Raw genomic sequence first — 13,789 nt, 5'->3', positions numbered from 1 at the left:
CCGCCAGTCTAGACGGAGGCGGAGAATCGGTAACCCGCGCCACGCACCGTCTGCACCATGGCATCGAGGCTGACCGGTTCCAGCGTCTTGCGAAGGCGGCGGATATGCACGTCGACCGTACGCTCCTCGACATAGACGCTGCCGCCCCAGACATGGTCGAGCAGCTGCGAGCGCGAGTACACCCGGTCGGGATGGGTCATGAAGAAATGCAGCAGGCGGTATTCGGTGGGCCCGATCGCGACCGGTTCGGCGCCGGCGAACACGCGATGGGCGGCGCCGTCGATGCGCAGTCCGCCGACGTGGACGCTGCCGTCCTCGTCGTCCTCGCGCGAGCGGCGCATCACCGCGCGGATCCGGGCGAGCAGTTCACGCGAGGAGAATGGCTTGACCACGTAGTCGTCGACGCCGGCTTCCAGGCCGCCGACGCGGTCATTCTCCTCGCCGCGCGCGGTCAGCATGATGATCGGCACGTCGCGCGTCAGCGGCTCGCGCCGCCAGCGCCGTGCCAGCTCGATGCCGCTGGTGCCGGGCAGCATCCAGTCGAGCAGGATCAGGTCTGGCACGCGGTCCACGATCGCTTCCTGGGCCTGTCGGGCATCGCCGGCGTGGACCGGGTCGTAATCGCCCTTGCGGAGCGCGAAGGCAACCATGTCGCGGATGGCCGGCTCGTCGTCGACGATGAGGATGCGCTTTTGCACGCGTTCACGGCTCGCGGAGGGGGGACGCAAGCATTAGACGACGGTTTGGTGACGGTTTGGTGACACGGCGCCGGGGCGGCCGGGCCTTCCTCAGCGGCGCAGATCGGGGTCGCGGATTCCCTGGCGCTGCAGCTCGAGCACGATCGGGGTGATCGCGGCGATGCGCGCGTCGATGCGGGCGCGTGCGTAATAGTCGAGGTCCTCGCGGCGGCGCAGCGTGTTGAGCTGCATCAGGGCCGCTTCGGCGCGGCCGTTGAGGAATGACGATTCCGCCCAGGCCTCGCCGGCGCGGACCGGGTCGCCGGCGATCTCGCTGGCACGCGCAAAGGTGCGCTGGAACACCGGGTCTTCGCTCGAGCTGCCGAGCAGCGGCCGCAGGATGTCCTGGGCACGGCGGCCGGCGTCGGCATTGTTCCGTTCGCCAAGCATCTCGGCGTAGGCAAGCACCACCGCGCGATTGCGCGGCATGCGCTGGACCAGGGCCTCGAAACGCGCGTCCGCTGCGGCGTGGCGCCCGCGGCGCGCGTCGGCCTGGGCGAGTCCGATGGCGAGCCAGGTGTCGTCGCCATGCGCTGGCAGGAGGGCCTCGAACTCCCCTGCGGCCGCGGCGCCATTGCCGGCAAGCAGCTGCGCCAGGCCGAACCCGTAGCGTTGCGCGTCATCCAGGGCAGCCGCACGCGCGAGGCGCTGGTATTCCGCGATCGCCGCGGCCGGGGTGTCCGCGCTCAGCACGCGCAGCCGCTCGCGGGCCCACGCGAAACGGCCGTCGCCTGTGGAGGCCGACGGGGTGCCGATGCGCAGCGCATGCGGCAGCAGCGGGTTGTCACCGGCCAGCCCGCGGGTGGCCAGCGCCGGGTTGCCCGGCGCGGCTGCGTGCTGTTCGGCCAGCTGGCGCGCCTCGCTGATGCGGGTGGTCGTGACCGGGTGGGTGCGCAGGTAGTCGGGCAGGCGCTCGCGTTCACCCCCCTGGTTGGTGCGCGACAGGGCCTGCATGCGCTCGAACATCCGGGCCATCGCCGCCGTGTCGTAGCCGCTGCGCGCCAGGGTGCGCATGCCGAGCCGGTCGGCCTCCGATTCGTTGGAGCGCGTGTAATCGATCTGCCGCTGCAAGGCCAAGCCCTGGGCACTGGCGACCGCGGCCATGGCGGCCTCGCCGGAGGAACTGCTGTCGGACTGGCTGGCGACCGCGATCGCGCCGAGCATCGCCAGCAGCATCGGCACGCTGTCGCGCTGTGCACGCTCCACCCCGCGCAGCACGTGCGACTGGGTGACATGGGCGACCTCGTGCGCGAGCACCCCCGCGACCTCGTCCTCGCTGCCGGCGGTCAGGACCAGGCCGGCATTGGTGCCGATGTAGCCGCCGAGCGTGGCGAAGGCGTTGACCGACCGGTCCTTCATCATGAAGAAGGTGAAGTCCTGCGTCGGCCTGTCACTGGATGCCGACAGCCGGTTGCCGAGCCCGCGCAGCCAGCTGTCGACCAGCGGATCGTCGAGCACGTAGCCGTAGTGGCGCAGTTGCGCCAGAAGCATGCTGCCGTATTCCTCCTGTTGCGCCGGGCCGAGCAGGGTGGCGGCGGAGGAGCCGATGTCGGGCAGGCGCTGCTCCTGTGCGGGGGCGTGGCCGGCCGCGAGTGCGAGGACCAGTACGGCGGTGGTGGCGGACAGCAGGCGCATGGGTCGTGGGGCTCGGTCGGGCGGAGGGCGGCTTTGGAAACGTGCAGCGGCGACGGACAGCATGGTGGGCTGGGGCGCCCAGGGCGTGAATCCGACGTTAATCCATCCCGGCCGGCTGCGCCGGATGGCACGCGCCACCCCTGCGGGTGCTGGAAATCGCGGCGCTTGCCCCCACAATCGACCGCACCACGTCGCGCAAGTTTCCGGAGAGCACATTGAACGAGTCCATCGCCCCCGAGATCACCCTGTACACCAGCGCCATCTGCGGCTACTGCGTGGCCGCCAAGAACTTCCTGCGCAGTCGGGGCCTGGAGTGGAAAGAGGTGCGCATCGACACCGATCCCGCCGAACGCGAGAAGATGGTCGCCCTGGCGCGCCGCACCTCGGTGCCGCAGATCTTCGTCGGCGACGTGCACGTGGGCGGCTATGACGACCTGATGGCGCTGCACCGCGCCGGCGGCCTGGAGCCGCTGCTGGCGGGGAAGGGCGCATGAGTACGGATTCCGCCGAAGACGCGCGCCTGCGCGAGTTCACCGCCTTCCGCCAGCGCATGAACGAGCGGATTCTGGCCGAGCCCAACCAGGTGGTGCGGCGCTTCTTCGCACTCGACACCCAGACCTACCAGGCTGGCGCGCTGGACGTGAAGACCAAGGAACTGCTCGGCCTGGTGGCGTCACTGGTGCTGCGCTGCGACGACTGCATCAGCTACCACGTGGCGCAGTGCCGCGAGGCGGGGGTGGGACGCGACGAGATGTTCGAGGCGTTCTCGGTCGGGCTGGTGGTGGGCGGCAGCATCGTGATCCCGCACATGCGCCGCGCGGTCGATTTCCTCGACCGGCTGGAGGCCGGCGAGGCCGTCGCCGGGCCGCACGTGCACGACTGAGGCGTGGCCGGACTGCGGTGTCCGGCCCTCGGAGCGCACGGCCGAGCGCGGCTTGCGGCATAATTGCTTGCTGATTCAAGCCTCTCGACGCCACGTGCCCCCCGCCCGGCGTCTTCCTGCATGGACCCCAACACAATGACCCACACCATCACGGTCATCCGCGGCGACGGTATCGGCCCGGAGATCATGGACGCCACCCTGCTCGTGCTCGAGGCGATGGACCTCGACCTTGTCTACGAAGAAGCCGACGCCGGCCTGGTCGCGCTGGAAAAGCACGGCGAGCTGCTGCCGCAGGCCACGCTCGACTCCATCGGCAGGAACCGCGTGGCGCTGAAGAGCCCGCTGACCACCCCGGTGGGCGGCGGCTTCTCGTCGATCAACGTCGAGCTGCGCCGGCGGTTCGACCTGTACGCCAACGTGCGCCCGGCAACGTCCTTCCCCAACACCCGTTCGCGCTTCAGCGAAGGCGTCGACGTGGTCACGGTGCGCGAGAACACCGAGGGTGCGTACAGCGCCGAAGGCCAGGAGACTGCGGCCGACGGCTCCAGCGCCATCTCGATCACGCGCACCACGCGCAAGGGGTCGGAGCGCATCGTGCGCTACGCGTTCGAGCTGGCGCGCCGCACCGGTCGCAAGAAGGTCACCGTTGTGCACAAGGCGAACATCCTGAAGTCCACCTCGGGCCTGTTCCTGAACGTTGCCCGCGAAGTGGCCGCGCTGTACCCCGACATCGAATGCAACGAGATGATCGTGGACAACACCTGCATGCAGCTGGTGATGCGCCCGGAGCAGTTCGACGTCATCGTGACCACCAACCTGTTCGGCGACATCATTTCCGACCTGTGCGCCGGCCTGGTCGGTGGCCTCGGCCTGGCTCCCGGTGCGAACATCGGCGCCGATGCCGCGATCTTCGAGGCGGTGCACGGCTCGGCCCCGGACATCGCCGGCAAGGGCATCGCCAACCCCTGCGCCCTGCTGCTCGGCGCCGCGCAGATGCTCGACCATCTCGGCATGCCGGAGAAGGCGACACGCCTGCGCGCGGCCATCGTGGCCACGCTCGAGGCCCGCGATTCGCTGACCCCGGACCTGGGAGGCGAGGGCACCACCATGACGTTCGCCAAGGCGATCGCCAGCCGCGTGGCCTGATCCACGGCACCAGCATTGCAATTGGACGGGCGCTTCGGCGCCCGTTCCGTTTCTGGAACGACGTCATCCTGTGGCGCGCGTCGACAGGGACGCTGCCACGCCCCACAATCGCCGATCCCTTTATCCGGATAGAGCGATGGAAGTCCGTCCCAGCGCGCTCGCGCTGACCCCGTTGCTGCTGTTCCTGGCGCTGTTCTTCGGCGCGGGCCTGTACTTCACGGCCCAGGGCGAGGCGATGGGCTTCTACCAGTTACGCGCTCCGGTGGCGATCCTGCCGGCGCTGGGGCTGGGTGCGTGGCTGGCCCACCGACGGGGCCTGCCGGCCGGCGAGATCCTGCTGCGCGGCATGGGTGATCCCAACATCATGATGATGTGCCTGATCTTCCTGCTGGCGGGCGCGTTCGCGTATGTGTCCAAGGCGATCGGCGCGGTGGACGCCGTGGTGGCGCTGGGCATCGGTGCGCTCCCGCCCGGGCTGATCCTGCCGGGCCTGTTCGTGCTGGCGGCGCTGATCTCGCTGGCTATCGGCACGTCCATGGGCACGATCGCGGCCGTGGTGCCGATTGCGCTCGGCGTGGCGGATGCCTCGGGTCTTGATCGCGTGGTGGTACTGGGCGCGGTCCTCGGCGGGGCGATGTTCGGCGACAACCTGTCGATCATCTCCGACACCACCATTGCCGCGACGCGCAGCCAGGGCGCGGAGATGCGCGACAAGTTCCGCGAGAACTTCAGGATCGCGCTCCCGGCGGCGCTGGCCACCATGGTGCTGCTCGCGTTCCTGGGCGATTCGGCACCGGTCACTGCCGATGTCTCCGCGTCGCCCTGGCTGGCGCTGCCCTACGCGCTGGTGCTGGTGCTGGCACTGCTGGGCCTGGACGTGCTGGTCGTGCTTGCGATCGGCCTGGCGCTGTCGGCCGGGTTCGGGCTGGCGCTCGGCAACGACTACGACGTGGTGCAGTTTGCCGGCGACGTCTGGATCGGGTTTGAAGGCATGGTCGAGATCCTGCTGCTGTCGTTGCTGATCGGCGGCCTGGGTGCGCTGATGAAGGCCAGCGGTGGGCTGGAGTGGCTGGCGCAGGTGATCGCGCGCTTCGCGCGGGGCCATCGCGGGCGTCGCACCGGCGAGTTCAGCATCGCCGCGCTGTCCGCCACCGCGGACGTGTTCACCGCCAACAACACCGTGGCGATCCTGGTGAGCGGCGGCGTGGCCAAGGACATCGCTTCACGCCACGGCATCAGCCCGCCACGCGCGGCCAGTGTGCTCGACATCTTCGCCTGCGTACCCCAGGGCCTGCTGCCGTATGGCGCGCAGATCCTGCTCGCGGCCTCGCTTGCGTCGGTGTCGCCGGTTGCGCTGAGCGGCGCGGTCTACTACTGCTGGATCCTGGCGGTAGTGGCCATCGGGTTCATGGCGTGGCCCAGGCGCGCGCCCACGCCACCCCGCGCCGCACCGGGCGATGGCACCTGACGCCATGGGAAAGGGCGCCCGGAGGCGCCCTTTACGGTGACGCCGTGCGGCAGGCGTCAGTTGCGCGACTGCAGCTTCGACAGCAGGCGCAGGAACTCGATGTACAGCCACACCAGCGTCACCATCAGGCCGAACGCGCCGTACCACTCCATGTACCTGGGTGCGCCCTTTTCGACACCGGTCTCGATGAAATCGAAGTCCAGCACCAGGTTGAGCGCCGCGATCACGATCACGAACAGGCTGAATCCGATGCCGATCAGCCCGCTGTCGTGGATGAACGGCATGTTGATGCCGAACATGCGCAGCACGATGCTGGCCAGGTACACCAGCGCGATGCCGCCGGTGGCCGCGACCACGCCCAGCTTGAAGTTCTCGGTGGCCTTGATCAGCCCCGAGCGGTAGGCGAACAGCAGCGCGAACAGCGTGCCGAATGTCAGCAGCACCGCCTGCATCACGATGCCTTCGTACATGTGGTTGAACATCGCTGAGATCGCGCCGAGGAAGAAGCCCTCGACCAGCGCGTACAGGGGCGCGGTGACCGGCGACCATTCCTTCTTGAACACGGTGACCATGGCGATCACGAAGCCGCCGATGGCGCCGCCCCACACGTAGACCGAGAAGCCGGGGGCGAGCTCGCCCGTCGCGCTGAACGCCTGGCTCCAGGCGAAGGCCGCGGTGAGCACCGTCAGCAGCAGCAGGAAGGCGGTCTTGTTGATCGTGCCGTTGAGGGTCATCGCGCCGGCGTCCCGGGTGACGACGGTGCCGCTGCCCAGGTCGAGGAACGTGGAGTCGGAGAGGACGGGATTTCCGCTGCGCATGTGATGATCCCCCGGATCAGATGGAGTTGGCTGCCGCGAGGATACACGCCGTCACGCGGTCACAAGGCATGTGGGGCCGGCTGAAGGCGCGGCAAGGCCTGCGTTGACACTCCGCGGGGCGCTCCCGACAATGGACTCCCGTCCGGTACGCCGGCGGGTCCGCACTCGGCGGGGTATAGCGCAGTCTGGTAGCGCGCCTGCTTTGGGAGCAGGATGTCGGGGGTTCGAATCCCTCTACCCCGACCACCGGCAGGCGCCGTTCCATGGCGCGCCGCTCCGCACGTCACGCACCTGCGCCCGTAGCTCAACGGATAGAGCACCGGCCTTCTAAGCCGGTGGTTGCAGGTTCGAGTCCTGCCGGGCGCGCCAATTCGACCGGGCGTTTGCGGCGGGCGTGACACATCGCCCGTCGAGCGCGCTACAATGCGCGCCCGCTGGCGCTGCCGGCCCGGCGTGATCGCCAGGCAGGCAGGCGGCATCGGTTTCAATGGTGGATGTAGCTCAGTTGGTTAGAGCACCGGATTGTGATTCCGGGGGTCGCGGGTTCAAATCCCGTCTTCCACCCCAGTATTCCGGCATGCGGTCGTGGTTGTCAGGCGGCCGGGCCTTGCGGTAAAGTTTCGCGTTCGGGCCGTTAGCTCAGTTGGTAGAGCAGTTGACTCTTAATCAATAGGTCCAAGGTTCGAATCCTTGACGGCCCACCAATCCGAAGGCGCCCGGCACTGCCGGGCGTTTTTTTTTGCCCGCCGCGGAAACGGCGGCGGGTAGCAGGCGAAAGTGGCGGAATTGGTAGACGCCCTGGTTTTAGGTACCAGTGCCTCACGGCGTGCGGGTTCGAGTCCCGCCTTTCGCACCACCCGGGCCCCGGCGGGCCAGCCGCCGGCGGTGCTGGCGGCAGCGGCCGGAATCCGCCAAAATGTTCCGTTCCGCCGCCCGGACCAGGCCTTGTGCCCGCCCGCCGGCTACACCATCAACACAATCCGTGGCGGCGTCCGCGGTGGCAGGAGTGGGTATGCAAGTTTCAGTCAAGTCGGTGGGCAACCTCGAGCGCAAGATGACCTTCAGCCTGCCGGCTGACCGGCTTGAGGACCAGGTGGGCGGCCGCCTGCGCGAGATCGGGCGCACCGCGCGCATCAAGGGCTTCCGTCCCGGCAAGGTGCCGGCGAAGGTGATAGAGCAGCGCTTCGGCGCGCAGGTCCGCAACGAGGTCCTCGACGGCATGCTGCGCGAAGGTTTCGATGCCGCCGTGCGCGACAACGCGCTGCGCATCGCCGGCCAGCCGCGCATCGAGCGTGGCGAGGAAGGCCTGGCGTATGTCGCGACGTTCGAGGTCGTACCCGACTTCGGCGAGATCGACGTGGCCAGGCTCGACGTCGTGCGCCACGTGGCCGAGGTCACCGAGTCCGACATCGACCGCATGATCGAGAACCTGCGCCAGCAGCGCCGCAGCTGGTCGGCGGTGACCCGTGGTGCGCAGGCGGGCGACGCGGTGGACATCGAAACCTGGTCGCAGATCGGCGACGAGCGCCTCCCGGCCGAAGGCGTCGAGCGCGGCGTGGCGGTGATCGGGTCGGGCGCGATGTTCGCCGACATCGAGAATGCGCTGCTGGGCATGGCCAAGGGCGACGAGAAGACGGTCGACGTCAACTTCCCGGCCGACTGGCGCGTCCCACAGCTGGCCGGCAAGACCGCCCAGGTGCACCTGCGTGCCGAGCAGGTGTCCGAGCCGGTGATGCCGGAAGTGGATGCGGCGTTCATCAAGAGCTTTGGCGTGAAGAGCGGCGAGATGGAGCAGTTCCGCTCCGACATCCGCACCAACCTCGACCGTGAACTGAAGAACGCGTTGATGAACCGGCTGCGCCGCGCCGTCGGCGAGCAGCTGGTCGCCGCATACGCCCACGTGGAGCTTCCGCCGAAGCTGGTCGAGCAGGAGGCGCGCGCGCTGGCTGCGCAGGTCGCGGAGCAGGCACGCCGCCAGGGCCGCGAAGTCACCATCCCCGCCGATGCGCACCTCGAGCTCATGGAGCCGGCGCGCAAGCGCGTGCTGGTCGGCCTGCTGGTCGGCGAGGTGGCGCGCACCCACCAGCTCATCCTCGACCGCAAGCGCCTCGACGAGAGCCTGCGCCTGATCGCCTCGACCTACGAGGAGCCCCAGCAGGTCATTGACTTGTACCGCAACGATCCCCAGCTTATGGGTGGACTGCAGAACCGGGTGATGGAGGAGCAGGTGATCGACTGGATCGCCGAGCGCGCCAGGCACACCGACCAGCAGCTGACCTTCCAGGAAGCGATCGCGCCGCAGGCGTGACCGCGACCGTCGCACAGGAATCCCCATGAGCATGCAGACCAAGGCCCTCAACCTCGTTCCGATGGTGGTCGAACAGACCAGCCGCGGCGAGCGCGCGTACGACATCTACTCGCGCCTGCTGAAGGAGCGGGTGATCTTCCTGGTCGGCGGCATCGACGACCACGTGGCCAACGTGATCGTGGCGCAGATGCTGTTCCTCGAGGCGGAGAACCCCGAGAAGGACATCAACCTGTACATCAACTCGCCGGGCGGCATCGTCACGGCGGGCATGGCGATCTACGACACCATGCAGTTCATCAAGCCCGACGTGAGCACCATCTGCGTCGGCCAGGCGGCCAGCATGGGCGCGCTGCTGCTGGCGTCGGGCGCCGCCGGCAAGCGCTACGCGCTGCCGAATTCGCGGGTGATGATCCACCAGCCGCTCGGTGGGTTCCAGGGCCAGGCCACGGACATCGAGATCCACGCCCGTGAGATCCTGTCGATGAAGCAGCGACTGAACGAGATCCTGGCCCGCCACACCGGCCAGTCGCTGGAAACCGTCGCCCACGACACCGAGCGCGACAACTTCAAGAGCGCCGCGGCCGCCCGTGACTACGGGCTGGTCGATGAAGTCCTCGAGCGCCGCCCGGAAGACTCCATCCAGCCTGCCTGATCGGGGCTCAAGCCCCTGCCAGCCCCGCGGCCAACCAGCCGCGGACCCGCCGTCCGGTGCGTTTGCGGCCCCGGGCGGGTGCTATTCTCGAAACCGACCATCGCAGCACAGATTGACGAGAGCATGACCGAAGACCGACAGGGCCGTTCCGGCGACAGCAGCAAGATCCTCTACTGCTCGTTCTGCGGGAAGAGCCAGCACGAGGTCCGCAAGCTGATCGCGGGCCCGAGCGTGTTCATCTGTGATGAATGCGTCGAGCTGTGCAACGACATCATCCGCGAGGAGCTCGAGGAGAAGGCGCAGTCCGCGCGCAGCTCGCTGCCCAAGCCGAAGGAAATCCTCGAGGTCCTGGACCAGTACGTGATCGGGCAGCTGCGCGCCAAGCGCACGCTCGCCGTGGCCGTGTACAACCACTACAAGCGCATCGAGAGCCGCTCCAAGAACGACGAGGTCGAGCTCGCCAAGTCCAACATCCTGCTGGTCGGTCCCACCGGCTCCGGCAAGACGCTGCTTGCCGAGACCTTGGCGCGCCTGTTGAACGTGCCGTTCACCATGGCCGATGCAACGACCCTGACCGAAGCCGGCTATGTCGGCGAGGACGTCGAGAACATCATCCAGAAGCTCCTGCAGAAGTGCGACTACGACGTCGAGAAGGCGCAGCAGGGCATCGTCTACATCGACGAGATCGACAAGATCTCGCGCAAGAGCGAGAACCCGTCGATCACCCGTGACGTGTCGGGCGAGGGCGTGCAGCAGGCGCTGCTGAAGCTCATCGAGGGCACCGTCGCCAGCGTCCCGCCGCAGGGTGGCCGCAAGCATCCGCAGCAGGAATTCCTGCAGGTCGACACCCGCAATATCCTCTTCATCGTCGGTGGCGCGTTCGCCGGCCTGGACAAGATCATCCAGCAGCGCAGCACGGACTCCAGCGGCATCGGTTTCGGCGCCAAGCTCAAGAGCTCCGAGCGCAAGACCGAGATCGGCAAGGTGCTGGCCGACGTCGAGCCGGAAGACCTGATCAAGTTCGGCCTGATCCCCGAGTTCGTCGGCCGCCTGCCGGTGGTCGCGACGCTCGAGGAGCTGGACGAGGCGGCGCTGGTCAAGATCCTCTCCGAGCCCAAGAACGCGATCACCAAGCAGTTCCGCAAGCTGTTCGAGATGGAGGGCGTGGAGCTCGAGTTCCGCCCCGACGCACTGGCCGCCATCGCCCGCAAGGCGCTCAAGCGCAAGACCGGCGCGCGCGGCCTGCGCACGATCGTCGAATCGGTGCTGCTCGACACCATGTACGACCTGCCGTCGCTGGAAAACGTCAGCAAGGTGGTGGTGGACGAGTCGGTGATCGAGCACAAGTCCGAGCCGTACCTGATCTACGAAACCCCGGCCGTCCCCGCGCCGAAGGCCGCCTCGGGCGACTGAGACAGGCGGTCGCGGCATCAGGCAGGCGCTGCGCCTGCCTGTCCGTTCAGGTGGAATGACCCGGGCCACGCGCCCGGGCATGGCCGTTGGCCGGGCGTCCCGCCTCGGTCCCGCGACCCCAGGGCCGCGCTGAGCCCCCTGAGCACACTGGCGCCACGCGCGTCCACGGTGCTTGCATCCGTTCCCGCCGAACCCCATAAACAGGGCCATGCGGCCACCAGGCCGCGCGTCCTCCAGGAGTAGCGATGAGCCCCCCCGATCAGCCCACCCTCGACCTGCCGGTCCTGCCGCTGCGCGATGTCGTGGTGTTCCCGCACATGGTCATCCCGCTGTTCGTGGGCCGCGACAAGTCGATCCGCGCACTCGACCTGGCGATGGAAGGCGACAAGCAGATCCTGCTGGTGGCGCAGAAATCCGCCGAGACCGACGATCCGGGGGTGGACGACCTGTACGCGGTCGGCACCCTGGCGCAGGTCCTGCAGCTCCTGAAGCTGCCGGACGGCACCATCAAGGTGCTGGTGGAGGGCGTCTCGCGGGTGACGGTGTCCAACGTCCGCGAAACCGACGGCACGCTCAGTGGCAGCGGCACGGTGGTCGACACCGCCGCCGACCGCGAGCCGCGCGAGGTCGAGGCCATCGCCCGCTCGCTGATGTCGCTGTTCGAGCAGTACGTGAAGACCAACCGCAAGCTGCCGCCCGAGCTGCTGCAGACGCTTGCCGGCATCGACGAGCCGTCGCGCCTGGCCGACACCATCGCGGCACACCTCGGCGTGCGCCTGGCGGACAAGCAGCGCCTGTTGGAGGCCGTCGGCGTCGCCGCGCGGCTCGAGATGCTGGTCGGCTTCGTCGACGGCGAGATCGACGTGCAGCAGATGGAGAAGCGCATCCGCGGCCGCGTGAAGTCGCAGATGGAGAAGTCGCAGCGCGAGTACTACCTCAACGAGCAGATGAAGGCGATCCAGAAGGAACTCGGCGAGATCGACGACGCGCCGAACGACATCGAGGAGATCGCCCGCAAGATCGCCGAGGCGGGCATGCCCAAGGCGGTGGAAGCCAAGGCGCGCAACGAGTTCAGCAAGCTCAAGCAGATGTCGCCGATGTCGGCCGAGGCTGCCGTGGTGCGCAACTACCTCGACTGGCTGCTCGGCGTGCCGTGGAAGAAGCGCAGCAAGGTGCGCAAGGACCTCAAGGTCGCGCAGGACGTCCTCGATGCGGATCATTACGGGCTGGAGAAGGTCAAGGAACGCATCCTCGAGTACCTCGCGGTGCAGACCCGGGTGAAGCAGATGAAGGGCGCGATCCTGTGCCTGGTGGGCCCGCCGGGCGTCGGCAAGACCTCGCTCGGGCAGTCGATCGCCAAGGCCACCAACCGCAAGTTCGTGCGCATGTCGCTCGGCGGCGTGCGCGACGAGGCCGAGATCCGCGGCCACCGCCGCACCTACGTCGGCTCCATGCCGGGCCGCATCGTGCAGAACCTCAACAAGGTCGGCACGAAGAATCCACTGTTCATGCTCGACGAGATCGACAAGATGTCGATGGACTTCCGTGGCGACCCGTCTTCGGCACTGCTGGAAGTGCTGGATCCGGAGCAGAACAATTCATTCAACGACCATTACCTGGAGGTCGACCTGGACCTTTCCGAAGTGATGTTCGTGGCGACGTCCAACTCGCTCAACATCCCGGGGCCTCTGCTCGACCGCATGGAAGTGATCCGCCTGCCCGGCTACACCGAGGAGGAGAAGGTCAGCATCGCCATGCGCTACCTGTTGCCCAAGCAGATGAAGGCCAACGGCTTGCGCGAAGGCGAACTGAAGATCGCCGAGGACGCAGTGCGCGACATCGTGCGCTACTACACGCGCGAGTCCGGTGTGCGCAACCTGGAGCGCGAGATCGCCAAGATCTCCCGCAAGGTGGTCAAGGAGATCGCGCTCGCCGGTCCGCAGAAGAAGAAGGCGCGCGTGTTGACGGTCAACGCGAAGAACCTCGACAAGTACCTGGGTGTGCAGCGCTTCGATTTCGGCCGTGCCGAGCAGGACAACGAGATCGGCCTGGTGACGGGCCTCGCCTGGACCGAGGTCGGTGGCGACCTGCTGCAGATCGAATCCACGCTGGTGCCGGGCAAGGGCCAGCTGATCCTCACCGGCCAGCTCGGTGATGTCATGAAGGAATCGGCGTCGGCGGCGTTGTCGGTCGTGCGCGCGCGCGCCGAGGGGCTCGGCATCCCGCTCGATTTCCTGCAGAAGCAGGACGTCCACGTGCACGTGCCCGACGGCGCGACGCCCAAGGACGGTCCCAGTGCAGGCATCGCGATGGCGACGTCGCTGGTGTCGACCCTGACCCGCGTGCCCGTGCGCGCCGACGTGGCGATGACCGGCGAGATCACGCTCCGCGGCAAGGTCACCGCGATCGGCGGGCTGAAGGAAAAGCTGCTCGCCGCGTTGCGTGGTGGCGTGACGACGGTGATCATTCCCGACGAGAACCGCAAGGATCTCGTCGACATGCCGAAGTCGGTCACCGATACCATCCGCATCGTTCCCGTGAAGTGGATCGACGAAGTACTCGACCTCGCGCTTGAACGCCCGCTGTCGCAACCCGCGGCGGCGATCGAAGCGGTGCCGGCGCCTCCGCGCCGCACGCGCAAGAGCACGCCGCGCGTCGCCGTCAAGCATTGATCGGCTCGGCGAACCGGTCCGCAGGGAAGCAGAACGCACGCATGGAAGCGGGTTTTT

Annotated in this window: 11 protein-coding genes and 5 tRNA genes; 13 read left to right on the top strand and 3 right to left on the bottom strand. The window is 68.0% G+C overall.

Going from position 1 to position 13,789, the window contains the following annotated elements; genetic code table 11:
• Window positions 1-8 precede the first annotated feature (8 nt).
• Complete coding sequence (gene phoB / locus IDM46_RS09375; RefSeq protein WP_182820435.1) at window positions 9-698, bottom strand: phosphate regulon transcriptional regulator PhoB; 690 nt, start codon at window positions 696-698, stop codon at window positions 9-11.
• Between the two features lie 90 nt (window positions 699-788).
• The gene (locus IDM46_RS09370; RefSeq protein ID WP_185115547.1) at window positions 789-2,372 is read right to left on the bottom strand and encodes a M48 family metalloprotease; all 1,584 of its coding nucleotides are present in this window, start codon (window positions 2,370-2,372) and stop codon (window positions 789-791) included.
• Window positions 2,373-2,587: 215 nt separating this feature from the next.
• Here IDM46_RS09370 and grxC point away from each other — a divergent pair, with 215 nt between their 5' ends.
• The 4 genes from grxC to IDM46_RS09350 all read left to right on the top strand — a co-directional run bounded on the left by grxC (window position 2,588) and on the right by IDM46_RS09350 (window position 5,869).
• Entirely contained in the window at window positions 2,588-2,866 is a 279-nt protein-coding gene (gene grxC, locus IDM46_RS09365; RefSeq protein ID WP_182820437.1) for a glutaredoxin 3, read from the top strand.
• On the top strand, window positions 2,863-3,255 hold the full coding sequence (locus IDM46_RS09360; RefSeq protein ID WP_182820438.1) for a carboxymuconolactone decarboxylase family protein: 393 nt from the start codon (window positions 2,863-2,865) through the stop codon (window positions 3,253-3,255). The genes grxC and IDM46_RS09360 overlap by 4 nt, the downstream gene beginning before the upstream one ends.
• Before the next feature lie 135 nt (window positions 3,256-3,390).
• On the top strand, window positions 3,391-4,401 hold the full coding sequence (locus IDM46_RS09355; RefSeq protein ID WP_182820439.1) for an isocitrate dehydrogenase: 1,011 nt from the start codon (window positions 3,391-3,393) through the stop codon (window positions 4,399-4,401).
• A 136-nt stretch (window positions 4,402-4,537) separates the two neighbouring features.
• Window positions 4,538-5,869 (top strand): Na+/H+ antiporter NhaC family protein, encoded by a 1,332-nt coding sequence (locus IDM46_RS09350; RefSeq protein WP_185115546.1) that lies wholly within the window; start codon window positions 4,538-4,540, stop codon window positions 5,867-5,869.
• Between the two features lie 56 nt (window positions 5,870-5,925).
• Here the strand turns inward: IDM46_RS09350 and IDM46_RS09345 are convergent, their stop codons facing one another.
• Window positions 5,926-6,687: a Bax inhibitor-1/YccA family protein gene (locus tag IDM46_RS09345; RefSeq protein ID WP_182820441.1), complete on the bottom strand. Its 762-nt coding sequence runs from the start codon at window positions 6,685-6,687 to the stop codon at window positions 5,926-5,928.
• A 169-nt stretch (window positions 6,688-6,856) separates the two neighbouring features.
• Between IDM46_RS09345 and IDM46_RS09340 the strand changes: the two genes are divergently transcribed.
• The 9 genes from IDM46_RS09340 to lon all read left to right on the top strand — a co-directional run bounded on the left by IDM46_RS09340 (window position 6,857) and on the right by lon (window position 13,732).
• Window positions 6,857-6,933, top strand: a tRNA-Pro gene (locus IDM46_RS09340).
• Between the two features lie 47 nt (window positions 6,934-6,980).
• Window positions 6,981-7,056, top strand: a tRNA-Arg gene (locus tag IDM46_RS09335).
• 121 nt (window positions 7,057-7,177) lie between these two features.
• A tRNA-His gene (locus tag IDM46_RS09330) sits at window positions 7,178-7,254 on the top strand.
• A gap of 61 nt (window positions 7,255-7,315) precedes the next feature.
• Window positions 7,316-7,391, top strand: a tRNA-Lys gene (locus tag IDM46_RS09325).
• Window positions 7,392-7,458: 67 nt separating this feature from the next.
• A tRNA-Leu gene (locus tag IDM46_RS09320) sits at window positions 7,459-7,543 on the top strand.
• A 156-nt stretch (window positions 7,544-7,699) separates the two neighbouring features.
• Window positions 7,700-8,995 (top strand): trigger factor, encoded by a 1,296-nt coding sequence (tig, locus tag IDM46_RS09315; protein ID WP_185115545.1) that lies wholly within the window; start codon window positions 7,700-7,702, stop codon window positions 8,993-8,995.
• 25 nt (window positions 8,996-9,020) lie between these two features.
• Entirely contained in the window at window positions 9,021-9,647 is a 627-nt protein-coding gene (gene clpP / locus IDM46_RS09310) for an ATP-dependent Clp endopeptidase proteolytic subunit ClpP (RefSeq protein WP_182820443.1), read from the top strand.
• A gap of 123 nt (window positions 9,648-9,770) precedes the next feature.
• Window positions 9,771-11,060 carry an ATP-dependent Clp protease ATP-binding subunit ClpX gene (clpX, locus tag IDM46_RS09305; RefSeq protein ID WP_182820444.1) on the top strand — a complete coding sequence of 430 codons (1,290 nt, stop codon included), beginning with the start codon at window positions 9,771-9,773 and terminating at the stop codon, window positions 11,058-11,060.
• A 245-nt stretch (window positions 11,061-11,305) separates the two neighbouring features.
• Window positions 11,306-13,732 carry an endopeptidase La gene (lon, locus tag IDM46_RS09300; RefSeq protein ID WP_182820445.1) on the top strand — a complete coding sequence of 809 codons (2,427 nt, stop codon included), beginning with the start codon at window positions 11,306-11,308 and terminating at the stop codon, window positions 13,730-13,732.
• Window positions 13,733-13,789 lie beyond the last annotated feature (57 nt).

It is taken from the genome of Luteimonas sp. MC1825, assembly GCF_014764385.1.
Taxonomy (GTDB): domain Bacteria; phylum Pseudomonadota; class Gammaproteobacteria; order Xanthomonadales; family Xanthomonadaceae; genus Luteimonas.
This window is presented reverse-complemented; position numbering and strand designations above follow the sequence as displayed.

Bases quoted from the DNA above. Each gene is read 5' to 3' on its own strand.
- IDM46_RS09370 (WP_185115547.1), bottom strand. From the start codon at position 2,372: ATGCGCCTGCTGTCCGCCACCACCGCCGTACTGGTCCTCGCACTCGCG.
- IDM46_RS09360 (WP_182820438.1), top strand. From the start codon at position 2,863: ATGAGTACGGATTCCGCCGAAGACGCGCGCCTGCGCGAGTTCACCGCC.
- IDM46_RS09355 (WP_182820439.1), top strand. From the start codon at position 3,391: ATGACCCACACCATCACGGTCATCCGCGGCGACGGTATCGGCCCGGAG.
- IDM46_RS09350 (WP_185115546.1), top strand. From the start codon at position 4,538: ATGGAAGTCCGTCCCAGCGCGCTCGCGCTGACCCCGTTGCTGCTGTTC.
- IDM46_RS09345 (WP_182820441.1), bottom strand. From the start codon at position 6,687: ATGCGCAGCGGAAATCCCGTCCTCTCCGACTCCACGTTCCTCGACCTG.
- tig (WP_185115545.1), top strand. From the start codon at position 7,700: ATGCAAGTTTCAGTCAAGTCGGTGGGCAACCTCGAGCGCAAGATGACC.
- clpP (WP_182820443.1), top strand. From the start codon at position 9,021: ATGAGCATGCAGACCAAGGCCCTCAACCTCGTTCCGATGGTGGTCGAA.
- clpX (WP_182820444.1), top strand. From the start codon at position 9,771: ATGACCGAAGACCGACAGGGCCGTTCCGGCGACAGCAGCAAGATCCTC.
- lon (WP_182820445.1), top strand. From the start codon at position 11,306: ATGAGCCCCCCCGATCAGCCCACCCTCGACCTGCCGGTCCTGCCGCTG.